Below are 22886 nucleotides of genomic sequence, written 5' to 3' on the forward strand. Positions count from 1 at the left end.
TCTATAGTTGGTTGATTTTAGATTCCATTAAAGGTCCTAATTCATACAAACTAGCCATTAACTCTTTCTTTAAAGGTTTTAATTCTTCCATTTTACCAGCAGCTTTATATATCTCAGCAACATGATATAATACGGCTGGCTCAAAAGTTTTACCATCTACAAATTCTTCAATAATTTGATTTGCTTTATCAACATTACCTTGTTTAAAATAACTCCAAGCTAATAAATCGTAAGACAATGGTGTTGGTCTGTTTTCCACTTCTGTGGTTGCAAAGTCCATAGCAATTTCTGGTAATAATAAATCGTCGGTAAAAAGCGTCACATTATACGCATTGTACATGTCACCATATTGCTTATTGCTAACAGCTACTTGATAATTTTCTAAAGATTTAGATTTTAAGTTTATGTTATCCTGAAATTCTGCAACCTCAGCTTTTAGTAATTCGTAATCTGGAGCTTGGTAATAACTTGAAACATGATTTAAAATATGTAAAGCCTCTTCTGCATTATTCTCATAAGAATATACAATCCAAGCTATTCCTTTTTTAGCATAAGCATCTGTAGGATCTAACTCTAAAGCTTTCAGAAAATATTTATATGATTTTTTTATATCGCCTGCATGTCCATAAAAATCTGCCGAGTTAGTGTAAGCCCATTGTTTCATACCTTTTAGATTGGAGGATTCTGCAATTTTTGTAGCTTTCTCCATATTCTCAATGGCTCCCTCTAAATTTCCTTTATGGTCTTCCCATTTTGCTAAACGAATTAAATAATCAAAATCAGAATTGTTTTTTATATCTACTAAGTAAGATTCTGCATCAATATAATTTCCTAATTCTAAATGCACATCAAAGAGCATTTTTTTTGTTCCGTTTAATTTATCACCTATAGTTTCAGCTCGTTTCAATTTTTCTAAAGCTTCTTTAAAACGATGTTGAGAAATATAATTTGCAGCTAAACTTTTTAGGTAAGAACCGTTTTTCTCATTGGTAAATTTTATGGCTTCCAATAAATCATACTCGGCTTTTTTTAAGTAATCTATGTTACCTGTTGCACTAAATAGCTTTGAATACGCACTTGCGCGTTTTCCTAAGTAAGGAAATTGATTTGGGCTCGCTTCTATTTTGTCTGTCCAAATTTGTGCTGATGCCAATAATTCAGTTTGGCTTACTGTGTTTGTTAAATACGTATTGTAGTCTTCTACATTAGTCACCTGTTTAGAATTGCAACTAAACACTGCTACTAATAAAATAAAGGGAAAGATTTTTTTGAGTATCATGGTTATAGGTTTTTGAGTTTTTTATTAAAATAATCTTGAAGTAACGCATTAACCTTACTTCAAGATTTTAAGATTTATAGTCTACCAAGGCGAAGCCAAGTAAGGGAATGAAGTTGAAAATGCTTTATCATTAGCATCTACATTATCGTTTGACAGTCCTGGATTTTCTGAGAAGTCTTCACCACCAAAAATCAGTAACAGTTCTACAGTAATAACATCGTCAGCTAAAGCTCTACCTGTTAATACGTTGGTTCCATCATAGAAAGTAGTTGTCCCATCTAAAGACACGTTTAGGACATCTGTAGCCAATAAACCTGTAAATTGAGCAGATGTTAATGTTAAAGCATTTGCATCTGTAGGTGTATTATAAGCAGGACTCAATCCTTCTAAATTGGTTTGAAACATCGATTGAAAAGACGCTCCTTGTTCTGAAGGAATTGTTGTATTAAAAGCATCTTTCATTCCGCTAGACACAAAAACAGTGTTTACTGCTGGTCTTCCCATTTGATCTTCTTGTGCATATGTTCCGCTAAAAGTTGGTTCTGTTGATATATTAATATCATCGTCGTTATTACAATTTAAAGCTGTCACTGACACTAAAATTGCAATGGTATAAAGTTTTATATTCTTAATTTTCATCTGTTCTAATTTTTAAAATTTAATTATTGTTTTCTTTTAGATTCTACCCAAGTATTAATTGTACCTGAACCACCAATCATAGATTTTGGCACTTCAACTACTATAGACATAACATTAGTACCTGCAAAAGTGTCTGTACCAGGACTATTAAAACTTGAAGCATTACCTGCTATAATTTGTCCATACTGTGCAAAATCCATAAAGAAAGGATCATCTCTAGGGCCAGCGAAAAATTTCATGCCATTAGCATTTTCAATCGTTGCGCTTTCTCCATAAGCCGAAATATCTACGGATGCTTGGTTTGCTGTTGTAGAAGCAATTGTACTATTTAAACCTGTTTGAGATGGAGCAACTGGTCCGAAAAAATACATTTTACCATCTCTTGCAGTGGCTTGGATCACTAAGTCCTCTATTTTGTCGTCATTGGTATCAATGTTAAATTCTATTAGAACATTTTCATCGAAGGCTGCGTTTTGAGTATCACTCCCAGAACCTAACAGTCCTTGTACATTGGCTACAAATGCAATGTTAGAATCGTCTTCACCTTCAAAGGCGTAAAAATCTGTGATATCACTTGTACCACCTTGCACAGCAGGCGCATCAATGTGATCTGCAGCAATTGCTACTAATGTCGCAATACCTAGTACTGCTGTTGAAATTAAAAATTTTGTTTTTTTCATAATTTTGAGATTTTTGTTAATTAATTGTGTCTCTGATCTACCTACGAAAAAATGAAATAGGCGGTTTTGTTAAAATTTTGTTAACGAAATAAAATCATGGAGTTTTGGTATAAAAATTTACCTTTGCTACATCAAATAAGATGTTATGAATCCATCAGCTAATGGCTGGATAAAAAAATTACTCAATCAAGTCTCAGAAACGAACTACGCTGAGACTGATACCTATGAGTTTTACAACCGCTTAAAACAAGCTGGATTTATTTATGGAAGTAACATTAAAGTGGTTTTAGATATCGTTAAACCATTTGATCTCACTGAAGAAGAGCGCTGTAAAATTAATTTGCTTCTCACCTATTATTTTGTTTACTCAAAGGAGAAATCTCAAGACGATTTTATAGATAGCTTAATTAGATTTTACAAAGCTATTAGCGATCAAAAACGCTCGTTTTTTGAAGAATTGTTTGGAGATAAAACTCCAGATAGTTTATTAGAAAAAATGATTCATAAGCGCATTCATATCGATGATAATTTTATCACCAAAAACTTTAATTATTTTTTAATTAATGCCCTTTTATTTGTTGACGTTTTAGGTTTTCAGCGATTTTTAAAGAATGAAAATGACATAAAAAACTATGTCAACAATCTTGAATCTGCATTAGAAACGATTGTATTCTCTGTTATTGATCATAAATCTGAAAAAACAGAATACGACGAAAACCTCATAAAACTATTTGAAGACTCTATTAGACAAAAGAATGCAGAATTGCCGTCTTATAAAGATGCGGTTTCATTTATAGATGCGCCTTTTGAAAAATTATATGTCATAGACCTCGTTTGTATGGCGTCTTGGACAGATAAAATAATTGACACAGAAGAACGAGAATTCTTAGTGCGTTTAAAAAATGATTTAACCATAGATACTGATATCATTGCGCAGTCTATGAATGATATTAATTTATTTTATGATGAGCACAAAGACGATGTAGCCTTTTTAAGTTCTAAAAATCTTGCACAGAGTTTTTATGACAATAGTAGTAAAGTCGTTGCTAAACTTATTACCCGAAATAGTAAGCGTTTAATAAAAGAATTATCAGAAAGTAAGGAAGCCATGACACTACTTGCGCAATCTACACAACGAAACCTTACTGATGATGAACAGAAAAAAATTCAAACTCAATTATTAGATATCTTTAAATCTATTCCTAGTTTGGCTATTTTTATGCTACCTGGAGGCATGTTACTTTTACCGCTTTTTATAAAGTTTATCCCTAAATTATTACCATCTGCTTTTGATGACAATAGAATAGATGACCAAAAGAAAAACGATTAATTTATTTTATTAAGATAGCTTTTAATGAACTATAACAGCTAATCTTTTCTTTTTAATTACTTAAAAATTAACTGGTATTATTCTAACCAATTTTTAAAATCCTTTACACGTTCTCTTGCAACTATAATATCTTGCTCGTTAAAACGGTTTAGTTTTATTTGAAGTCGAGAATTGGTGTAGCTCACCATATCTTTTATGGCATTGATGTTTATATAAAATTTTCTACTGATTCTAAAAAACACATTGGGTTCTAAGTCTTCTTCTAATTGATCTAAAGTTGCGTCTAAAAGATAATTTCGACCTTCACTTGTATAGGCATAAGTGCCTTTATTTTCACTATAGATACATTCTATATCTTCAATATTTATGAGCTTTAAATGTTGACCCACTTTTACCGAAAAACGCTTTTTGTATTCACGTTCTATAGGATTAACTAATAGGTTTTTAATATCATTAAAATCTAAGGTAACCGATTGCTTTTGCGGTGTTCTTCCTTTGTATTTTTCGACAGCCGTTTGTAAGTCCTCATCATCAATGGGTTTTAACAAATAATCAATACTATTTAATTTAAAAGCTTGCAAAGCATATTCATCATAAGCGGTTGTAAAAATCACTGCCGATTTTATATCTATAGCTTCAAAAATCTCAAAAGACAAACCATCACTCAATTGAATATCTAAAAAAATTAAATCTGGATGCTCGTTATTCTGAAACCATTCAATAGATTCTTCTACCGAATGCAACATTGTTTCAGCATCCATTTCTAAGGCTTTTAGCATACGTTGTAGTCGTCTTGCTGATGGTTTTTCGTCTTCAATTATGATTACATTCATTCTTTTAATTTATTTAATAACTAATCTGTCTATTCCCAAAAGGTGGTTTCTTCTTCTTTATCTTTTAAAAATTGTTCTGTTTTCTTGTCCTCCCAACTTTTCTTAAAAATCTGTTTTTGTTTAAAAACATTTATTCCATGGATAATTATAAAAATGGTCCAAGCAAATAAGACACTTAGATTTAAACTGATAATGTTGTTTTTATATGGTCCTGCTACAATATATAAATTATATAAAAGCAATGCCACAACAATAATATAACCAGCTAAATGAATATAGAAAATCTTTATTTTTCTAACCTTATCTTTTGCATTTATTAGTTGCTGCTTTTCTTTAAGTTCTTTTGTCATAATATTAGAATTATTCCCAATGTTCATTTTCTTTATCCATAAATTCTTGAATTTTTTTATTTTCCCAATTCTTACCGAAGAGAAAATTTGTACCAAAAACACCCAAAAAATGAAATACTAATCCTATTCCCCAAAATACAGCTGTAGCATAAGGACCAAAGCCTGAAAAGCCAGCATTAACACCTATGAGAATAATTAAGAAGATATTGATAACCACATAAACGGCTAAATGCCAATAAAAACCAACTATGGCATCTACTTTTTTCTTTGCTCTTAAATACGCTTCTTCATTTCTAAAATCACTGGTTCTTCTTTCTTCTTCGTAAGGTTCTATATGATATTTTTCCATTATTTCTTTCTTTAATCGTTTTGTAATTCATCTTTCATATACTTTTCAATTTGTCGTTCTTCCCAATCCTCACCTAAAATAAGAGGAAGTCCAAAAACTGAAAACGCATGTAACCCAATTGCAATTCCCCAAACTAACCAAGTAATTATAGTTGAAAAGTCAAAAAAAGCTTCATTGAATGTTTCACCGTTCTTCAAGTTATGCCTTATTTTAACTGTTGTAATTACGGTATTTATAATAAAGTAAACCGTAAGATGCACGTAAAATTGTTTTAGTTTTTCAACTTTGTTTTTTGCCTTTATGTAGTCTAAATCAGAATCTAGTGTTTTCATAATTCTATATATTAATCCCAACGTTTTGTTTCATTTTCTTTCCTCATATACGCTTCTATTTTACGTTCTTCCCAATCTTGAAAAAACACAACCGAAATAAAATGTATTACTAAAACTAATCCCCAAACCGTCCAAGAGCTTAAGACATCAAAACTTAATAATTCGTTTTTAAAACTCTCCCAACTGTCTAAATTATTATATACTTTAAACCCAGTAATTATTGAATTAATTATAATATATACAGTTAAATGGTTGTAAAACCGTTTCAACTTTTCAACTCTATTTTTTGCCTTTAAATATTTCAAATCCGTATTATTTGTTTCCATTTTGCTAAGTATTAATTCCAACGGTTATTATCTTGTTTACGCATATATTCTTCAATTTTGCGTTTCTCCCAATCACCTCCTAAAGCTCCATTATCGATAAACACTCTGTAAGCTTGAATTACCAAACTTAAACCCCAACCAAACATTGGAAACCAAAACCATTGTATGGTATGTTTTGAATATGTGTACCAAATGAATATTAAAAACGGTATAACAAATACATAGGAAATTAAACTATAATAAAACCCTTTTAATTCTTCTACGCGTTTACGAGCTCTAACATAATCGTCGTTTAGGCGCTCTTTTGATTTCTGAGTTGTTCTCATTATTGATACTTGTTTTGAGAGCATAGGTATTGCTACTGCAAAATCCTTTTCTCGTTGATTGATGATGACTTTTCTATTTGAAAGTAGTTGGTAACGTTGTTTTATATTTTCTAACCCAACACCACTACTCTTCTTTACAATTTGTTTGGGCTGAAGATTATTCATAACCACAAGATTATTTCCGTCTTCGTAAATTTTAATATGCAATGGTTTACTCGATGTTACCATATTATGCTTTACTGCATTTTCTAATAAAAGTTGTAATGATAGTGGTACAACTTTACTGTCTGGATTTGTAGCTTTATCCGGAATTTCGAAAATAATACTGTCCTCAAATCGCATTTTTAATAGCGACATATAGGTTCTGGCAAATTTCAATTCTTCATCTACAGTGACTAACTCTTTGCTTTTTTGTTCTAAAACATAACGATATACTTTAGATAAAGACGTTGTAAATTTTTGTGCATTTTCTGGGTTTTCTTCAATTAAACTTGTTAATACATTTAAACTGTTAAACAAAAAATGTGGATCTAACTGATTCTTTAAAGCGTCAAACTTTGCACTTGCAGTACCTGCAATAACCTTTTGCTCTTTTACTTTAGATTTTTGTAGTTCTTTATAATAATAAACAGCATGAAAAAACAAAGAAATCACCAAGGTTATTAAGAGCGCACTAAAATAAAACTGTGAGTTTTCAGAGCTTAAAAACTCTTCCCATGTTTCTCCTTCAATACCTATTTCAAGGAATGCTCTTACTAAGAAAATAGCTATAAGTGTAATTACAATTGATCCAAAGAATCCAATAATTAATTTATATTTCTTGTAACGATTCCATTCTACTTCATAATTTATATAATGAAAGAAATAAGTATTTACTAAACTTAGCGGAATTGAGTAAATTAAGTAATACAAAAACGAACGGAAGAAATTAGCATCAAACACTACTTTAGCTCCAGAAAGGTAGCTGATTAATTGATCAATTATCATAATAACTAGACCAACAACAAAACCAGATATTAAACTTTTAAATAATTTCTTCATTTGTTTTCTTTCAATTACAAGATAGATTTACTCTTTACACGACTCAGATATCTGCGCAGCGCGTTCCTTTCCCCAATTTGGATGAAGTTCACTCTTTGGTTTAAAGGTATCAAAAAGTTTTAGCGATGCTTCAATGTCTTTACAAAATGGTGCTGTATCTTGACCAAAATATTTTGCGCTATTTAAGCTCCAATCTGCTTTACAGAATGCTGCTCTAGGGTTCTCAGGATCTAACACTAAAGCTTTGCTATATAATTCATTAATTTTTGCTCCATATTTCATACCGTAAGTCATCCCATCAAAAACAACCCAGTTGGTTAAAATTTGAGCTTGCATTACTATTATTTCGGCATTATCTTCACTGATAGTCATGGCCAAATCTAAATGTTCTTGTGCTTTATCTAACTGTGCTTTTATTACTGATCCGTCTTTCTCGTTCCAACTTTTTAAGCTATTAATCTGAGCAATGTAATAACTAGGTAACCATTCTGTGGGCTCAGCTTTGGCTATACGTTCAAACATGTTCTCGGCATCGTCCATGTTACCATTTTGCCAAAGAGTAACGGCTTTAGTCATTCCTTTTTCAAAATTTGTTTGCGCTCTAGTAATTCCTGATATTACCAGTAATGCGATGATGATTATATTTTTCATTATTATAAATATTAAAGTGTTATAGTTATTGATTTGTTTTCTCTTAATTGAAATTTAGCATCTTCCCATTGTGGTGGTCCCATAAAACCTTTGGCATCATTGGAGCATCCGTAATCTTCAGAAGGAATACCAAAAAAGTTAGTATCCATTTTCCCATTATCGTTTTCATCATGAAAAATTGAAACCGCATAAACTCCATTAGGAATATCTTCAAAAGTTACCGTACATTGATTATTTTTTATGGCGCTTTTCGATCCTTTGTAAGACGTACTTAAAAAACTGTTTTCAGCATTATAAAGCGCTATAAACATTTTACCATCGTTACTACTGGCCTCTTCAACATTCACCGTAATTGTGAAATTGTCTTGAGCTTCTAATTGAAATCCTAAAGAACCAATAATAAAAACAATAATGATTTTGGTAAGTGTATTCATGGTGGTTTAATTTTTATTTGATACAAATATCGAATACAAGTCTTGGTTTTTAAAACGGATATTACTGAAATGTATTTTTTATATGATGAACTGTGATTATTATATAATTCTATTCAAAAACCGTAACTTTTCAATAAAGTATTACACTTGTATTACTAAAGTGACTCAGCTTTAAAAATAATGTATTAAATAATGAAAGCAACATTTAAACTTGTTACATACAAAAAAAGCATGGAGGAAAAAGACAGCTTTGTCGTCACTGTTATTACATCTTTTATACTCGTTATGGCTGGTGCTTACTTAGTTATTGAGTTAAAAATAAATCCTTTTATTATTGGCATTCTACTAATTGGCTACAAATATATTATTGGTCCATATATAAGAAAACAGTTTTCAGATTGGGTTAAGGAAAAAGATATTACTGGTACTGTGGAATTCTTTGACGACTATTTAGAAGTTAAAAACAATACAAATTCCACAAAAATATTCTATGCAGAATTAGAATCTATCTACATAAATTATAATCATATAAAAGGAAAATCATTTTCTGCAAAAGATATTATACATAATGGTTTGGCAGAAATAAAACTGTATACCAAAGGCGAAGAATTAAAGAAATTCAAATTTTTAATAGAGAATGAAAATCAAATTAATGACCTAAAACCTATTTGGAAAAACTTATACCTTTCAGGCATATTTATACGCGAAAAATTAGGAAACCATGAGCATAAAACGGTTATGTTCGACGGAGATTTAACAGACGACAAACTCAAATCTTTAATGACAGAATTACAAGTAAGTTCATTTTACAAAGCGCCTTTACTCAATAAAAAACACAACAAATGGAAATAAAAAAAGACCATCTATTACAGATGGTCTTTTTTAATATTATAAAAGATATAGCTTAAAACATATCTCTTCCAGCAAAATGGAATGCGCTTTCAATAGCTGCATTGTCATCACTATCACTTCCGTGAACAGCGTTTTCTCCAATAGAAGCTGCGTATAATTTACGGATAGTACCTTCAGCTGCATCAGCAGGATTAGTAGCTCCAATTAAAGTTCTAAAGTCTTCTACAGCATTATCTTTTTCTAAAACTGCTGCAACGATTGGTCCACGAGTCATATATTCTACTAACTCTCCAAAAAATGGACGTTCGTTATGTATTGCGTAAAATTCCTCAGCATCTGCCTTGGTCATTTGCGTTAATTTCATTGCTACGATTCTAAATCCTGAAGCTGAAATTTTTTCTAATATTGCGCCAATGTGTCCTTTTTCAACAGCATCAGGCTTTAACATTGTAAATGTTCTGTTAGTTGCCATGTATTTTTTTTTAATGAGGTGCAAAAGTAATGTATTTCTTTAATTAATCAAGTACTTCAAATATTAAAAAATTGTATCTTCGTCAACTATGAATAAAGGACAGATTTCAGAAATAAAAGCACTTTTAAGTACACCTAAGAACATTGTGATTGTTCCGCACAGAAATCCAGACGGAGATGCAATGGGTTCTACACTAGGCTTATATCATTACTTAAAATTATATCATCACAATGCAACTATAATTGCACCTAACGATTATCCCGATTTTTTAAAATGGCTTCCAGGAGATGATTCTGTGTTAAAGTTTGAAAACAACCCAGACACAAGTAATCCACTCATAGAAACAGCAGATCTTATTTTTACATTAGACTTTAATGCCTTTCATAGAGCGGGACATCAAATGGCTGAAGTTTTAGAAAAATCTGAAGCTACTAAAATAATGATAGATCATCATCAACAACCAGATGATTATGCCAAGTATATGTATTCGGATGTAAAAATGTCTTCAACCTGCGAAATGGTTTATAATTTTATTGAAATGCTTGGTGACACCAACAAAATAGATAAAAATATTGCTACATGCCTCTATGTTGGTATTATGACAGATACTGGATCTTTCCGCTTTCCGGCAACAACAAGCAGAACCCACGAGGTCATAGGACAGTTAATAGAAAAAGGTGCTGAGAATTCTCAAATCCATAATAATATATACGATACTAACAGTTACAGTCGTTTACAACTTTTAGGTAGAGCAATGCAAAACCTAAAGGTAATTCCTGAATTAAGAACAGCTTACATGACGCTTTCTCAAGCTGAATTAGATGAATTCAACTTTAAAAAAGGAGATACTGAAGGATTTGTAAATTATGCATTATCCTTAAAAGGCATTATATTTGCTGCGATTTTTATTGAAAACAAACAAGATAGCATTATAAAAATCTCGTTACGTAGTAAAGGAGAATTTTCGGTTAACGAATTTTCTAGAGCACATTTTCACGGAGGAGGACACACAAATGCCGCAGGTGGACGTAGTGATGATGATATGCCAACAACTATAAATAATTTTATTAGTATATTACCACTGTATAAACAAGAGTTGTCCCATACCCAAAATGGGCTTTAAAATTAATTAATATGAAAAACCTACTCATCGTATTTATCATCGCTTTACTAAGTTTTAGCTGTAAATCTCCAGAAGCTCGCATGCCAGAATCTGTACAATCTGGTTCATTCTTAAAAGCATCTGCAGAACGTAACAAAAAGCTTAATGAACTAGAGCATAAACAAATTCAAGGTATAATAAAAAGTAATCCAGATAGAGACTACATTGCCTCAGAAAGTGGTTTTTGGTATTATTACAACACCAAAATAGAAAGTGATACCATTCAACCAAAATTTGGGAACGTCATAAATTTCACTTTTGATGTTTCAAATCTTGAAGGCGACGAAATTTACGCAAACACCAATAAAACCTATGTAATGGACAAAGAAGAATTGTTCACAGGTTTGCGAGAAGGTTTAAAACTCTTAAAACCTACCGAAACAGCTACATTTATATTCCCATCCCAAAAAGCATTTGGTTATTATGGAGATGAATATAAAATAGGAACTAATGTTCCATTAATTTGTGAAGTAACTTTAAACACTATAATTGAAAAAAATGATTAAAAAAGCGCTTACAGCATTCGTTGTACTAGTAGTATTGGCTAATATATCTTGCCAAGAACGTTATCCTGATTTAGAAGATGGGCTTTATGCCGAAATTGTAACCTCAAAAGATACCATGGTTGCAAAATTATTCTTTGAAGAGGCTCCAGTAACCGTTGCCAACTTTGTTGCACTAGCAGAGGGAAATCATCCCTTAGTAAAAGAAGAATTTAAAGGAAAACGTTATTATGATTCGCTAACATTTCACCGTGTTATGAATAATTTTATGATTCAAGGTGGTGACCCAACTGGTACTGGTAGTGGTGATCCTGGATATAAATTTGAAGATGAACTTGTTGAAAATCTAAGACATGATAAACCTGGAATGTTATCTATGGCAAATCCTGGTGTTAATGCTAACGGAAGTCAGTTTTTTATTATTGAAAAAGCAACACCTTGGTTAGATGGCTATGATGAGCAAGGCAATCTAAAAGATTGTGCAAATCCTAGAGTATATTGTCATGCTGTATTTGGTGAATTAGTAAAAGGCTTAAATGTGCTAGATACCATCTCTAATGTTAAAGTACAGCCTCAAACTAACAAACCTTTAGAAGATGTTGTTATTGAGAAAGTAACTATTATTAGAAAAGGTGCTGCAGCAAAAAAGTTCGATGCACCTAAAGTATTCACTGAAGAATTACCTAAAATTAAAGAAAGAGCTGCTAAAGCTAAAGCGGAAGCACAAGCTAAAGCGGAAGAGGCTAGAAAAGAAGCCAAAGCTAAAGCAGATTTAGCAAAAATTGAATTCTTAAAAAAGAACGAAGAATTAAAAGGACGTAAAATTGAATCTCCAACAGGTATGGCTATGATTTTTACACACGAAGGCAATGGTGTAAAACCAAAACCTACAGATCGTGTAAAGATTGATTGTGCTGGTTATTTAGAAAATGGAGATCTATTTTGGACGACATGGAAATCGATTGCAGAGATGAATGGAAAATATGACGAAAGACAAGATAAAGGTGGTGGATACAAACCTTTTGATATGCCTTACAACGAAACCGCTGGTTTAATTGCTGGTTTTAGAGAAGCAATGCTCAATATGAAAATAGGTGACAAAGCAAGAGTTTATATTCCTTACTATTTAGGTTATGGAGAAAGAGGAAATCCTCCTGTAATACCTGGGAATTCAAACCTTGTTTTTGATATTGAATTAGCTGGAATTAAAAAATAGCCAATATCACTGATTAATAAAAAGACCTGTTCAGTTTAAAAACTTAACAGGTCTTTTTTTTTTTTTGCACTAATTTCAATATTATTTTTCCTAAAACAATAAGGTGAAGTTCCTCATCCCTTTAGAACTAAGCTTTAGGTATATTTTTTAATATCTCTAATACAAATTCCCAATACTTCTGAGCAGAAGAAATCTGAGCACGTTCATCCGGAGAATGTGCTCCTTTAATATTTGGCCCAAAACTAATCATATCCATATCAGGGTAATTGGTTCCTAAAATTCCACATTCTAAACCTGCATGACAAGCTGCAACATGAGGTTTTTCCCCATTATTTAAACGCTCATAAATTGGCACCATTAGTTTTAAAATGTCCGAATCCATATTTGGAGCCCATCCTGGATAATCACCAGAAAACTCAACTTCACAACCTGTAAGTTCAAAAACAGAACGCAATGTATTTGCTAAGTCTAGTTTTGTACTTTCTACAGAACTACGTGTTAAACAACCAATTTTTATATGGCCATCTTTTACTATAACTCTAGCGATATTATTAGATGTTTCTACTAAACCTTCAATATCTGGACTCATACGATATACACCATTCCAAGCCGCATACAAAGCTCTAGTTAAACCTTCTTGAACTCCTAAATCCATAATTTTTTCTGGAGTTTCTGTTTTAGAAACAACAATTTCTAAATCTGGCTCCATCGTTTTAAATTCAGTTTTTAGGCTATCACCAAATTCTTTCATTTCCGCTTCAAAAGCAGCTTCATGTACCGCATCAATGGCAACAATTGCATTACTTTCTCTTGGGATAGCATTACGTAAACTTCCTCCATCAATTTCAGAAATACGAAGTCCAAAATTCTCAAAACCATCAAATAATAAACGGTTCATTAATTTATTAGCATTACCTAAACCTTCATGAATTTGCATTCCTGAATGACCACCTTGTAAGCCTTTTACTGTAATTATATATCCTATTTTAAACTCAGGCGTATCTTCTTCATTATACTCGCGTGTTGCAGTAACATCCACTCCACCTGCGCAACCTACTCCTATTTCATCATCCTCTTCAGTATCTAAATTTAAAAGAATAGCACCATTTAGTAAACCTCCTTTAAGACCTTTAGCACCTGTCATGCCAGTTTCTTCATCAATAGTAAACAAGGCCTCTAAAGCAGGATGTGCAATAGTGTCACTTTCTAAAATGGCCATAATCGTTGCAACTCCAAGACCATTATCTGCACCAAGTGTTGTACCATTAGCTTTTACCCAATCACCTTCAATATGCATTTCTATACCTTGCTCATCAAAATTAAAAACGGTGTCGTTATTTTTTTGGTGAACCATATCTAAATGACTTTGCATTACAATTGGCTTACGGTCTTCCATGCCCTTTGATGCTGGCTTACGGATAATCACATTCCCTACTTCATCCTCTATCGTTTCTAAACCTAAATGCTTTCCAAAATCTTTCATGAATTTAATTACACGTTCTTCCTTTTTTGAAGGTCGTGGTACAGCATTTAAATCTGCAAATTTATTCCATAATTCTTTTGGCTCTAAGGCTCTTATTTCTGAACTCATATTTATATAATTTTAAAAAAGCAAATTTACAAAATAAGGATAACTCTATGTGGTCATTTTAAACTTGTTTCAGAATCTCATTAGAGTTCTATTTCTATACAAGAAAAATCATAAATCACTCCCATCTTTTTCCTATTTTTGGTCTATGCTCAATAACAAAAAATTAGGTTTAGTTATATTCTTGGGAATTCAAATTGCATTAATTGCTATTCTGAAGCATTTCCCTGAATTTATTGAGCAATTTTACAGCAATGGCCTTTATGTGTTCTTGTCTAAACTCAGTCGCTATGTTTTTGGTTGGGTGCCATTTTCGGTTGGAGATATTTTCTACACACTAGCAGGAATCTATATAATACGATGGCTAATTACAAATAGAAAACGCATCATTAAAGACACCAAAAACTGGTTTCTAGATATTGGCGCAACGTTGTCAATCGCTTATTTTGCGTTTCATATTCTTTGGGCTTATAATTATTACAGACAGCCTCTTTATAAATCTTTAAATCTTGAGGCAGAATACACCACAGAACAACTCATTTCGTTTACAGAAAAATTAATTCAAAAATCAAATAGTATACACCATCAATTAGCAAAAAATGATACTTTAAAAGTTGAGTTGCCTTACACTAAATCTGAAATTTTCAGTAAAGTAAAAGATGGCTACAAAACACTTTCTGAAGTGTATCCGCATCTTGAATATCATCCAAAAAGCATCAAGAAATCGATCTACAGCGTGCCTTTAACTTACATGGGGTTTTCAGGATACCTAAATCCATTTACAAACGAAGCTCAAGTTAATGGCTTAATTTCAACCTATAAGTTTCCAACCACATCTTGTCACGAAGCAGCTCATCAATTGGGTTATGCTGCCGAAAACGAAGCAAATTTTATAGGTAGTTTGGCTGCCATTTATAATGAAGACATTTACTTTAAATACTCAGGTTATACGTTTGCGCTTCGGTATTGTTTAGCGCAACTATATAAAAGAGAACCAGATATTTACGACACTATCCTTCTAACAATAAATAAAGGTATTTTAAAAAACTACCAAGAAGTTCAAGATTTCTGGAAATCTTACGAGAATCCAATAGAACCAATCTTTGAAAAAACATTTGATAGTTTTTTAAAAGCAAACAATCAATCTGCTGGTATGAAAAGTTACAGTTATGTTGTTGCGCTTTTGGTTAATTATTATGAGGATAAACCGTTATAATTCTCAATTAAAAACTTAACTTTACGCAACGCTAAATCTCTAGTAGCCCTAATTAAAAAGGATTCACTTAAGTTAGAAAATGTTAAAGTATTGAAATAATGAATACCCTTTTAGCTATAATTCCTATCTTTAGAATTCAATCTAACCAACCAAAAACATATGATTAAAGTTCTGTTACGACTGCTCATTTTTATGTGCAGTTTTTCGTTATTTGCACAAGATTACTTTCCCAGCAATTCTGGAGTCATTGCAAACAACTCTAACTACACAGCGTTTACAAATGCTACGATCCACGTATCACCAACCGAAATAATAGACAATGGCACTCTTCTTATTAAGGATGGTAAAGTTGTAAGTGTTGGTAAATCAGTAAATATTCCGAAGAATACCACAAAAATTGACCTTTCAGGAAAAACCATTTATCCCTCTTTTATTGACATATACACCACATTTGGTGTTGAAAAACCAAAACGAGGAGGCAACGGTCCACAATATGGAGCAAGCCGAAGCGGCTATTATTGGAATGATCACATTATGCCAGAACAAGACGTCATGGCAAGTTTTAAATATGATGAAAAATCTGCATCAGAGCTTCACAAATTAGGTTTTGGAGTTGTGAATACGCATATGCCAGACGGTGTTGTTAGAGGTACAGGTGCCTTAATTGCACTTAATAATAACGCTGACAATTCTATGCGAGTTGTTGATGGTGAAACCACACAACATTTATCATTTAGAAAAAGTGTTACCTCACGTCAATCGTATCCATCTTCAATTATGGGAAGCATGGCTTTACTGCGCCAAATGTATAATGATGCCAAGTGGTACGAAGCAGGTAACATTGACACCAAAGATTTATCGTTAGAAGCGTTAAACAAAAACAAGAACTTACTTCAAATTTTTGAAGCTGGTAGTAGAGCTAATTTAATGCGAGCAGATAAAGTTGGAGATGCGTTTAATATTCAATACACTATTGTTGGTGGTGGAGATGAATACGAACGTATTGATGAAATAAAAGGCACAAATGCCACAATAATTCTACCTATCGATTTTCAATTGGCTTACGATGTTGATGATGCTTTTTTGGCGAGTACATTGTCGTTAAGCGATATGCGATCTTGGAATCAACAACCACATAATCCAAGATTATTGGCTGAAAATGATATTAAATTCGCTTTAACGACGCATGGTTTAAAATCAAACAAAACCTTTTCTTCTAATTTATTAAAAGCTATTGAAATGGGACTTTCAAAACAAAAAGCTTTGGAAGCCTTAACTACAATTCCGGCATCTTTATTAGGAAAATCAGATGTTTTAGGGACATTAAAATCTGGAAGCTATGCGAATTTTTTAATCACAGATGGCGATATTTTTGAAAAGAAAACCAAACTCTATGAGAATTGGGTACAAGGTACAGCAAACGTTATTGCAGATATGAATACAACAGACATCGATGGTGACTATGATTTTAAACTCGCTGGTGATGACTATAAACTAACCATCTCAAAAAGCACAAGTAAACCAACAGCTAAACTTGTAAGTGGTGACCAAACTTTAGGTGCAAAACTAAATTATAAGGACGATTGGATCAACCTCACTTTTAAAACTGCAGATAGTACTAAAAAAGAATTTGTAAGAATTGTGGCTAATGCTTCAAATAATAATTCGCTAAACGGTAAAGCAATTTTACCAAATGGTAATGAATTATCATTCTATGCTACTAAAAATAAAACCGAAGCTTCCGATAAAAAAGGGGATAAAAAGAAGGCTAATGATAATTCTGATGAACCTTTTATGAGTCCTATCACCTACCCTAATTTAGCCTATGGTTTTACAGAGAAACCAAAATCAGAAACTTTATTATTCAAAAATGCAACGGTTTGGACTAACGAAAAAGAAGGTGTTTTAGAAAATACGGATATCTTAATTAAAGACGGTAAAATTTCAAAAATAGGAAAAGACCTTTCAAGTAAAAATGCAAAAATTATTGATGCGACAGGAAAACATGTTACAGCTGGTATTATTGATGAACATTCTCATATCGCTGCGTCATCTATAAATGAAGGAGGTCAAAATTCTTCAGCAGAAGTGACTATTGAAGATGTTTTAGATGACGAATCTATTGACATCTACCGCAATTTAGCAGGTGGAGTTACTTCTATTCAAATTTTACATGGGTCTGCAAATCCTATTGGTGGACGCTCAGCAATCATCAAACTAAAATGGGGAGAAGCTGCAGACGATTTAATCTATGACAATTCTCCTAAGTTTATAAAGTTTGCTTTGGGTGAAAATGTAAAACAATCTCGAAGCAGAACAAATTCGCGTTTCCCACAATCTCGAATGGGAGTTGAACAGGTATTTGTCGATTATTTTACAAGAGCAAAAGCTTATGACCAATTAAAGAAAAGTGGTAAACCTTTTAGGCATGATGCCGAAATGGAAACACTTGTTGAAATTCTAAATGGTGAGCGTTTTATTTCTTGTCACTCTTATGTACAAAGTGAAATTAATATGCTGATGAAAGTTGCAGAGCAATTCGATTTTAGAATTAACACATTTACACACATACTTGAAGGCTATAAAGTAGCTGACAAAATGAAAGCACATGGCGTTGGTGGTTCTACATTTAGTGATTGGTGGGCTTACAAATACGAAGTAAATGATGCTATTCCTTATAATGCTGCTATTATGCATAACGCAGGAGTTACGGTGGCTATTAATAGTGACGATCCAGAAATGTCACGTCGTTTAAATCAAGAAGCTGCGAAATCTGTAAAATATGGAGGTATTAGTGAAGAAGAAGCATGGAAATTTGTCACTTTAAATCCTGCAAAACTTTTACATCTTGATAACCGAGTAGGAAGTCTAAAAGCAGGTAAAGATGCAGATGTGGTATTATGGAGCGATCATCCTTTATCCATTTATGCAAAAGCTGAAAAAACAATTATTGAAGGTGTAACGTATTTTGATTTAGCTAGGGATAAACAAATGCGTGAAGCTATTAAAAGAGAAAAAAGCGAACTCACAAACTTAATGCTTCAAGATAAAAATAAGGGTTTAAAGACGCAACCTGTAGTAAAGAAAGAAGAGAAATTAATGCATTGTGACACTATGGATTCACACCAATAAAAACGATTTAAAATGAAAAACTTAAATAAAATAAATAGTCTATTGTTTTTGTTGTGTGTTACTTTAGGATTCGCACAGCAAACACCTGCACCAAAGCAAACCAAAGATTTTGCGATTGTTGGTGCAACTGCTCATATTGGTAATGGTACTGTAATAGAAAACAGTATTATCGTCGTTAGCAACGGGAAAATAATAACCATTGGACCAGAAGCTACGACTCCACTTACCAGACAAGCCATGGATATTATTGATGCCAAAGGAAAAGACGTCTATCCAGGTTTTATTGTGGCTAATGCCACTCTAGGTTTAGTAGAAGTCGATGCTGTAAAAGCCTCTAATGACTTATCTGAAATGGGTACTTTTAATCCACATATTAGAAGTATAATCGCCTATAACACAGAATCTAAAGTTACTGAGTCCATGCGACCTAATGGAGTATTACTGGGACAAGTTGTACCAAGAGGTGGACGTATTTCTGGCAGCTCATCTGTGGTACAGTATGATGCTTGGAATTGGGAAGATGCAGCTATAAAAATGGATAATGGTATCCATGTCAATTGGCCAAGTAGTTTTAGTCGTGGACGATGGTGGTTAGGTGAAGATCCAGGTTTAAAGCCAAATAAGGATTACACTAAGCAAGTAAAAGAACTATCGGATTACTTCAGTGAATCTAAAAGTTATAATAAAGGGAATAAGTCAGAATTACATTTACCTTTTGAAGCTTTAGCTGGCTTATTTGATGGCTCTAAACGTTTATACATTAATGCTGATGATGAAAAAGGCATCACTGATGCTGTAAATTTTGCGAAGTCTCAAGGTGTTTCTAATATCACTATTGTTGGTGGCTACCAAGCCGGAAATATCGCTAGTTTTTTAAAACAAAATGATGTCTCTGTCTTTTTAAGACGAATTCACTCAAGACCAGAATTAGAAGATGATGATTATGACACCTCTTACAAACTCGCAAAACCATTAGTAGATGCTGGCGTTTTAGTAGCTTTAGAACCAAGCGGACAGATGGAACGCATGAATTCTCGTAATCTTCCATTTTACGCTGGTACAACGGTAGCACATGGCTTAACAAAAGCCCAAGCCTTGCAGCTAATTACACAGAATCCTGCAAAAATTATGGGCATTGATGATATGTATGGTACTCTTGAAGTTGGCAAAAGCGCCACACTATTTATAAGTGAAGGTGATGCCTTAGATATGCGAACCAATCAATTAACTCATGCTTTTATTGATGGACGACAATTAAGTCTAGAAACCCACCAAACAGAACTTTGGAAACGGTTTTCAGAGAAACCTAATCAAGAAGATTAACTGAAAAAAGCGAGCCAATAGGCTCGCTTTTTTTTATCAATCAGTATCATTCAGTATCATTCAGAATGAAGTAAACATTTATAATCTCATTTTCTCTTAATTATAGCACTTTACTCATCGTAATACTAAATTCATTATTACTCAATAATCTTAGCTGTTTCTGGCATTACAAACATATTAGCATCTGGTGCTTTTTCAGAAAGTAGAACATCGGTAAACTCAACGGTATTTCGTTTTTCTGTTGGTAAATTATCTTTATAGTTGTACCAATCTATACTTTTAGGCACTACAAGTCCATTAACCGTTTGCCAATTATTATATCTTATAAAATGAAAATCTGGACTTCCTTCCGCTTTTCCGAAGGTTACTGTGTAAGCTAACCACTCCATCTGACCAGTTTTAGCATCGTAAAAAATCTTATATTGATCATTTGAAGATTCACCAACACCTGTTTCAAAAGTAATTAAGATACCTGAATAGGTCTTACCTTCAAAAATTAATGGTTCCGTATCTTCATATGTAATGCCTTCGTCACCTAAAACAAATGGCATCGCGTAGAAATAAAACATTAGACCTTTATAAAATTTAGCGTTGCCTTTATATGCTTTACCATCTTTTTCATTAATCCAAAGAGATTCTCCATCGAATCCTTGTGTATAAGCTGGTGTATCAATTAATTCGGCTCTTGTTTTTAAATTTTTAGTAATCTTTTCTATTCCTGTTGGTTTTGTAATAGAAAAAGAAAGCGATTGCATTTTGTTCCAGTTATCAATACTTCCATGAGCATTAAAAACTTTAGTTATAGATTCTGGATAAATACTTGTGGTAATTTCTTCTTGTTTTACCTCATCAACCATTTTAGAGTCTTGTTTAGGTTCATTTTTACAAGCTGTAAATAAGATTGCTAAGAGTAATACGTATACTATTTTTTTCATGATATGGTTTTAATTAGATTGTTTTGACGTGAATAAATACAATACATTACAAAAAAAGCTTCAGATAAATTCTGAAGCTTCTTTAAGTATTAAATAAGGTTGAATTTAATTCACAATTAACTTCTGAACGGTTGAAGCGTTTCCTATAGTTAATTCTACAAAATACAAGCCACTTTCTAAACTTGAAATATCAATGACTGATGTATTCGCTTGAAGCGTTATTTGTTTCAAAATCACTTTTCCTTGAATGTTGTAAATATTTACGCTTCCAGTTTCAAAATTAGACGATGCCAATTGAATGGTTACGTTTTCTTTCGCTGGATTTGGGAACATGTTAAAGCGAGTGACATTAAATTCATTCAAACTTAAAGCTACTGAACTTTCAAGATAATCTGGAATAGTATTGTTATTGGTATCATCGTCTGTTGGATCGCCATTGTTATTATAATCTTCATCAATAGTAAGAACACCATCACCATCATCGTCGTCATCTAAATAATTCTCTATCTCATCTTCATCGGTATCTACAAATTGGTGTATTGTGTTATTAGACCGTCCTAATACAATATTGATTTCAACACTAGTAGCAACACCATCACCATCGTCATCATCGTCTAAATAATTTGAAATGTCATCACCATCGGTATCATCATCGTTTAGATTACCATTGTCATTGATGTCTTCATCGGCATCAATTACGCCATCATTATCCGTATCTGTACAAACCACTTCCTCTACGTTAATCATAGTAGAAACTGTTCCACACCCAGAAAAAGCAACAACCGTTACATAATACAAACCAGGTTGTGTTATCGTAAGAGACGCTTGCATTTCACCTGGTATAGGACCACTATCAGTTGCCCATTGAAAACTATAGTCTGAAGCAGATAATTCTGTATCTAAGACCACTGAATCTCCGACACAAAAACCATAGCTACTTTCTAAATTTAACTGTGGCAACGTATTTACATAAATATCAAAATTAGTAAGTGCATAGCAGCCGTATAGATTTTCAACTCTAACATAAATAGTTTGTGGATTACTTACGTTTGTAAAATTAGTTGGATCTGAAATTGGAGCAAAATTACCTAAGGCATCAGCTTCATTTATAAAATAAGATAGCGTATAGGGCTCTCCTGACGGATTTATTTCACCCTCGTTTAGTGTTAGGTCAAAATCGGTAATTCCATCATTATTATCATCACATAGCATAATATCACTTGGAGTTCCCATAGCACCAGAAGGATTTGGTAAAACACGTATGGTTAATGTGGTGTAATCTACACAACCTGTATTAATATCAGTCACTACAACAAATAAAGTTTGTGGATTAGCTCCATATCCATTTACTGAATTATTTGTATATGCCGTTGGATTTGTAATAACGTTGGTCTGTGCTTGTGCATCTGCATTGGTTTCATAATAAGTTACGGACCAATCTGTATTACCATTTGTAATCTCAGTATCTTTTACAGTTAAATCAAATACAGCAATCTCATCGGCATCATCATCACACAACTCCAAAGGGGTTGATCCCGTAACTATAGGTGTTGGATTTACAACTAAGGCTAATTCAGTAAGCGCATAATTCCCAGTAGCATTAACTTCTAATCGTACATATAGTATCTGAAACCCACTAATTATATTCATATACGAACCGTTTATCGCATTAGTACCGTAGGTAGCATCACTCTGCGTTTCATGATATGTTATTGTAAAATCTATTGCACTTTGACTTCCTAAAACTTGAGCATCTGCATAAGTTAAGTCGAATAAAGCAAAACCATCATTGTCATCATCGCAAACTTCTAAATCGTTTGGCTGATTCGCCACCTGAGCAAATGAATTTATACTGATTGTTAAGAATAGAAATAGGTAAAGTAGTTTTTTTGTCATGATGGAGGTCTTTTGATTCTT

General features: G+C 32.7%; 23 protein-coding genes. 8 read left to right on the forward strand and 15 right to left on the reverse strand.

The window, feature by feature from the left end; translation table 11 throughout:
* Position 1: 1 nt before the first annotated feature.
* The 3 genes from ACJJVO_RS00550 to ACJJVO_RS00560 all read right to left on the reverse strand — a co-directional run bounded on the left by ACJJVO_RS00550 (position 2) and on the right by ACJJVO_RS00560 (position 2598).
* Positions 2 to 1279 (reverse strand): cell surface protein, encoded by a 1278-nt coding sequence (locus ACJJVO_RS00550; protein ID WP_405569127.1) that lies wholly within the window; start codon positions 1277 to 1279, stop codon positions 2 to 4.
* An 81-nt stretch (positions 1280 to 1360) separates the two neighbouring features.
* Positions 1361 to 1918 carry a DUF4331 family protein gene (locus tag ACJJVO_RS00555; protein WP_405569130.1) on the reverse strand — a complete coding sequence of 186 codons (558 nt, stop codon included), beginning with the start codon at positions 1916 to 1918 and terminating at the stop codon, positions 1361 to 1363.
* 23 nt (positions 1919 to 1941) lie between these two features.
* A complete protein-coding gene (locus ACJJVO_RS00560; protein WP_405569133.1) occupies positions 1942 to 2598 on the reverse strand; it encodes a DUF4331 family protein in 657 nt (218 codons plus the stop codon).
* Positions 2599 to 2743: 145 nt separating this feature from the next.
* On the opposite strand from ACJJVO_RS00560, the gene ACJJVO_RS00565 reads away from it, so the two are divergent.
* Positions 2744 to 3928: an LETM1-related biofilm-associated protein gene (locus ACJJVO_RS00565; RefSeq protein ID WP_405569134.1), complete on the forward strand. Its 1185-nt coding sequence runs from the start codon at positions 2744 to 2746 to the stop codon at positions 3926 to 3928.
* A 77-nt stretch (positions 3929 to 4005) separates the two neighbouring features.
* On the opposite strand, the gene ACJJVO_RS00570 is transcribed toward ACJJVO_RS00565, so the two are convergent.
* The 8 genes from ACJJVO_RS00570 to ACJJVO_RS00605 are packed head-to-tail and all read right to left on the reverse strand — an operon-like array spanning position 4006 to position 8570.
* Complete coding sequence (locus ACJJVO_RS00570; RefSeq protein ID WP_405569137.1) at positions 4006 to 4761, reverse strand: LytR/AlgR family response regulator transcription factor; 756 nt, start codon at positions 4759 to 4761, stop codon at positions 4006 to 4008.
* A gap of 29 nt (positions 4762 to 4790) precedes the next feature.
* Complete coding sequence (locus ACJJVO_RS00575) at positions 4791 to 5111, reverse strand: 2TM domain-containing protein (RefSeq protein ID WP_405569140.1); 321 nt, start codon at positions 5109 to 5111, stop codon at positions 4791 to 4793.
* A gap of 10 nt (positions 5112 to 5121) precedes the next feature.
* A complete protein-coding gene (locus ACJJVO_RS00580; RefSeq protein ID WP_405569143.1) occupies positions 5122 to 5460 on the reverse strand; it encodes a 2TM domain-containing protein in 339 nt (112 codons plus the stop codon).
* Positions 5461 to 5471: 11 nt separating this feature from the next.
* Complete coding sequence (locus ACJJVO_RS00585; protein ID WP_405569145.1) at positions 5472 to 5792, reverse strand: 2TM domain-containing protein; 321 nt, start codon at positions 5790 to 5792, stop codon at positions 5472 to 5474.
* 11 nt (positions 5793 to 5803) lie between these two features.
* Positions 5804 to 6118: a 2TM domain-containing protein gene (locus ACJJVO_RS00590; protein ID WP_405569148.1), complete on the reverse strand. Its 315-nt coding sequence runs from the start codon at positions 6116 to 6118 to the stop codon at positions 5804 to 5806.
* 11 nt (positions 6119 to 6129) lie between these two features.
* Positions 6130 to 7485: a histidine kinase gene (locus ACJJVO_RS00595; protein ID WP_405569151.1), complete on the reverse strand. Its 1356-nt coding sequence runs from the start codon at positions 7483 to 7485 to the stop codon at positions 6130 to 6132.
* 27 nt (positions 7486 to 7512) lie between these two features.
* The gene (locus ACJJVO_RS00600; protein WP_405569154.1) at positions 7513 to 8136 is read right to left on the reverse strand and encodes a tetratricopeptide repeat protein; all 624 of its coding nucleotides are present in this window, start codon (positions 8134 to 8136) and stop codon (positions 7513 to 7515) included.
* An 11-nt stretch (positions 8137 to 8147) separates the two neighbouring features.
* Positions 8148 to 8570: a DUF2141 domain-containing protein gene (locus ACJJVO_RS00605; protein WP_405569157.1), complete on the reverse strand. Its 423-nt coding sequence runs from the start codon at positions 8568 to 8570 to the stop codon at positions 8148 to 8150.
* A 192-nt stretch (positions 8571 to 8762) separates the two neighbouring features.
* Between ACJJVO_RS00605 and ACJJVO_RS00610 the strand changes: the two genes are divergently transcribed.
* Positions 8763 to 9422, forward strand: a complete 660-nt coding sequence (locus tag ACJJVO_RS00610; RefSeq protein ID WP_405569160.1) for a hypothetical protein — start codon at positions 8763 to 8765, stop codon at positions 9420 to 9422.
* Positions 9423 to 9474: 52 nt separating this feature from the next.
* Here ACJJVO_RS00610 and ACJJVO_RS00615 read toward each other — a convergent pair whose 3' ends face one another.
* Positions 9475 to 9894 carry a nucleoside-diphosphate kinase gene (locus ACJJVO_RS00615; RefSeq protein ID WP_405569162.1) on the reverse strand — a complete coding sequence of 140 codons (420 nt, stop codon included), beginning with the start codon at positions 9892 to 9894 and terminating at the stop codon, positions 9475 to 9477.
* Positions 9895 to 9982: 88 nt separating this feature from the next.
* Between ACJJVO_RS00615 and ACJJVO_RS00620 the strand changes: the two genes are divergently transcribed.
* From ACJJVO_RS00620 to ACJJVO_RS00630, 3 genes are read left to right on the forward strand one after another with little or no spacing between them, the layout of a single operon-like run.
* Positions 9983 to 11017 (forward strand): bifunctional oligoribonuclease/PAP phosphatase NrnA, encoded by a 1035-nt coding sequence (locus ACJJVO_RS00620; RefSeq protein ID WP_405569163.1) that lies wholly within the window; start codon positions 9983 to 9985, stop codon positions 11015 to 11017.
* Positions 11018 to 11028: 11 nt separating this feature from the next.
* Positions 11029 to 11562: a gliding motility-associated peptidyl-prolyl isomerase GldI gene (gldI, locus tag ACJJVO_RS00625; protein ID WP_405569165.1), complete on the forward strand. Its 534-nt coding sequence runs from the start codon at positions 11029 to 11031 to the stop codon at positions 11560 to 11562.
* Positions 11555 to 12775, forward strand: coding sequence for a peptidylprolyl isomerase (locus ACJJVO_RS00630; protein ID WP_405569167.1), 1221 nt, complete (start codon positions 11555 to 11557; stop codon positions 12773 to 12775). The genes gldI and ACJJVO_RS00630 overlap by 8 nt, the downstream gene beginning before the upstream one ends.
* Before the next feature lie 127 nt (positions 12776 to 12902).
* On the opposite strand, the gene ACJJVO_RS00635 is transcribed toward ACJJVO_RS00630, so the two are convergent.
* Positions 12903 to 14366, reverse strand: a complete 1464-nt coding sequence (locus ACJJVO_RS00635; protein ID WP_405569170.1) for an aminoacyl-histidine dipeptidase — start codon at positions 14364 to 14366, stop codon at positions 12903 to 12905.
* Between the two features lie 145 nt (positions 14367 to 14511).
* Between ACJJVO_RS00635 and ACJJVO_RS00640 the strand changes: the two genes are divergently transcribed.
* From ACJJVO_RS00640 to ACJJVO_RS00650, 3 genes are all read left to right on the forward strand, one after another.
* A complete protein-coding gene (locus ACJJVO_RS00640) occupies positions 14512 to 15579 on the forward strand; it encodes a DUF3810 domain-containing protein (RefSeq protein ID WP_405569172.1) in 1068 nt (355 codons plus the stop codon).
* Positions 15580 to 15738: 159 nt separating this feature from the next.
* Positions 15739 to 18711, forward strand: coding sequence for an amidohydrolase family protein (locus ACJJVO_RS00645; RefSeq protein ID WP_405569174.1), 2973 nt, complete (start codon positions 15739 to 15741; stop codon positions 18709 to 18711).
* Between the two features lie 12 nt (positions 18712 to 18723).
* Positions 18724 to 20034 (forward strand): amidohydrolase family protein, encoded by a 1311-nt coding sequence (locus tag ACJJVO_RS00650; RefSeq protein WP_405569175.1) that lies wholly within the window; start codon positions 18724 to 18726, stop codon positions 20032 to 20034.
* Between the two features lie 137 nt (positions 20035 to 20171).
* Here ACJJVO_RS00650 and ACJJVO_RS00655 read toward each other — a convergent pair whose 3' ends face one another.
* Together ACJJVO_RS00655 and ACJJVO_RS00660 are read right to left on the reverse strand one after the other, a co-directional pair.
* A complete protein-coding gene (locus tag ACJJVO_RS00655; protein ID WP_405569178.1) occupies positions 20172 to 20969 on the reverse strand; it encodes a DUF6503 family protein in 798 nt (265 codons plus the stop codon).
* A gap of 105 nt (positions 20970 to 21074) precedes the next feature.
* Positions 21075 to 22865 carry a T9SS type A sorting domain-containing protein gene (locus tag ACJJVO_RS00660; protein WP_405569181.1) on the reverse strand — a complete coding sequence of 597 codons (1791 nt, stop codon included), beginning with the start codon at positions 22863 to 22865 and terminating at the stop codon, positions 21075 to 21077.
* Positions 22866 to 22886: the final 21 nt, after the last annotated feature.

It is taken from the genome of Winogradskyella sp. Asnod2-B02-A (genome assembly GCF_045063645.1).
In the GTDB taxonomy this organism is placed as follows: domain Bacteria; phylum Bacteroidota; class Bacteroidia; order Flavobacteriales; family Flavobacteriaceae; genus Winogradskyella.

Coding starts and splice junctions, on each gene's coding strand:
- ACJJVO_RS00550 (WP_405569127.1), bottom strand. CDS start 1,279: ATGATACTCAAAAAAATCTTTCCCTTTATTTTATTAGTAGCAGTGTTT.
- ACJJVO_RS00555 (WP_405569130.1), bottom strand. CDS start 1,918: ATGAAAATTAAGAATATAAAACTTTATACCATTGCAATTTTAGTGTCA.
- ACJJVO_RS00560 (WP_405569133.1), bottom strand. CDS start 2,598: ATGAAAAAAACAAAATTTTTAATTTCAACAGCAGTACTAGGTATTGCG.
- ACJJVO_RS00565 (WP_405569134.1), top strand. CDS start 2,744: ATGAATCCATCAGCTAATGGCTGGATAAAAAAATTACTCAATCAAGTC.
- ACJJVO_RS00570 (WP_405569137.1), bottom strand. CDS start 4,761: ATGAATGTAATCATAATTGAAGACGAAAAACCATCAGCAAGACGACTA.
- ACJJVO_RS00575 (WP_405569140.1), bottom strand. CDS start 5,111: ATGACAAAAGAACTTAAAGAAAAGCAGCAACTAATAAATGCAAAAGAT.
- ACJJVO_RS00580 (WP_405569143.1), bottom strand. CDS start 5,460: ATGGAAAAATATCATATAGAACCTTACGAAGAAGAAAGAAGAACCAGT.
- ACJJVO_RS00585 (WP_405569145.1), bottom strand. CDS start 5,792: ATGAAAACACTAGATTCTGATTTAGACTACATAAAGGCAAAAAACAAA.
- ACJJVO_RS00590 (WP_405569148.1), bottom strand. CDS start 6,118: ATGGAAACAAATAATACGGATTTGAAATATTTAAAGGCAAAAAATAGA.
- ACJJVO_RS00595 (WP_405569151.1), bottom strand. CDS start 7,485: ATGAAGAAATTATTTAAAAGTTTAATATCTGGTTTTGTTGTTGGTCTA.
- ACJJVO_RS00600 (WP_405569154.1), bottom strand. CDS start 8,136: ATGAAAAATATAATCATCATCGCATTACTGGTAATATCAGGAATTACT.
- ACJJVO_RS00605 (WP_405569157.1), bottom strand. CDS start 8,570: ATGAATACACTTACCAAAATCATTATTGTTTTTATTATTGGTTCTTTA.
- ACJJVO_RS00610 (WP_405569160.1), top strand. CDS start 8,763: ATGAAAGCAACATTTAAACTTGTTACATACAAAAAAAGCATGGAGGAA.
- ACJJVO_RS00615 (WP_405569162.1), bottom strand. CDS start 9,894: ATGGCAACTAACAGAACATTTACAATGTTAAAGCCTGATGCTGTTGAA.
- ACJJVO_RS00620 (WP_405569163.1), top strand. CDS start 9,983: ATGAATAAAGGACAGATTTCAGAAATAAAAGCACTTTTAAGTACACCT.
- gldI (WP_405569165.1), top strand. CDS start 11,029: ATGAAAAACCTACTCATCGTATTTATCATCGCTTTACTAAGTTTTAGC.
- ACJJVO_RS00630 (WP_405569167.1), top strand. CDS start 11,555: ATGATTAAAAAAGCGCTTACAGCATTCGTTGTACTAGTAGTATTGGCT.
- ACJJVO_RS00635 (WP_405569170.1), bottom strand. CDS start 14,366: ATGAGTTCAGAAATAAGAGCCTTAGAGCCAAAAGAATTATGGAATAAA.
- ACJJVO_RS00640 (WP_405569172.1), top strand. CDS start 14,512: ATGCTCAATAACAAAAAATTAGGTTTAGTTATATTCTTGGGAATTCAA.
- ACJJVO_RS00645 (WP_405569174.1), top strand. CDS start 15,739: ATGATTAAAGTTCTGTTACGACTGCTCATTTTTATGTGCAGTTTTTCG.
- ACJJVO_RS00650 (WP_405569175.1), top strand. CDS start 18,724: ATGAAAAACTTAAATAAAATAAATAGTCTATTGTTTTTGTTGTGTGTT.
- ACJJVO_RS00655 (WP_405569178.1), bottom strand. CDS start 20,969: ATGAAAAAAATAGTATACGTATTACTCTTAGCAATCTTATTTACAGCT.
- ACJJVO_RS00660 (WP_405569181.1), bottom strand. CDS start 22,865: ATGACAAAAAAACTACTTTACCTATTTCTATTCTTAACAATCAGTATA.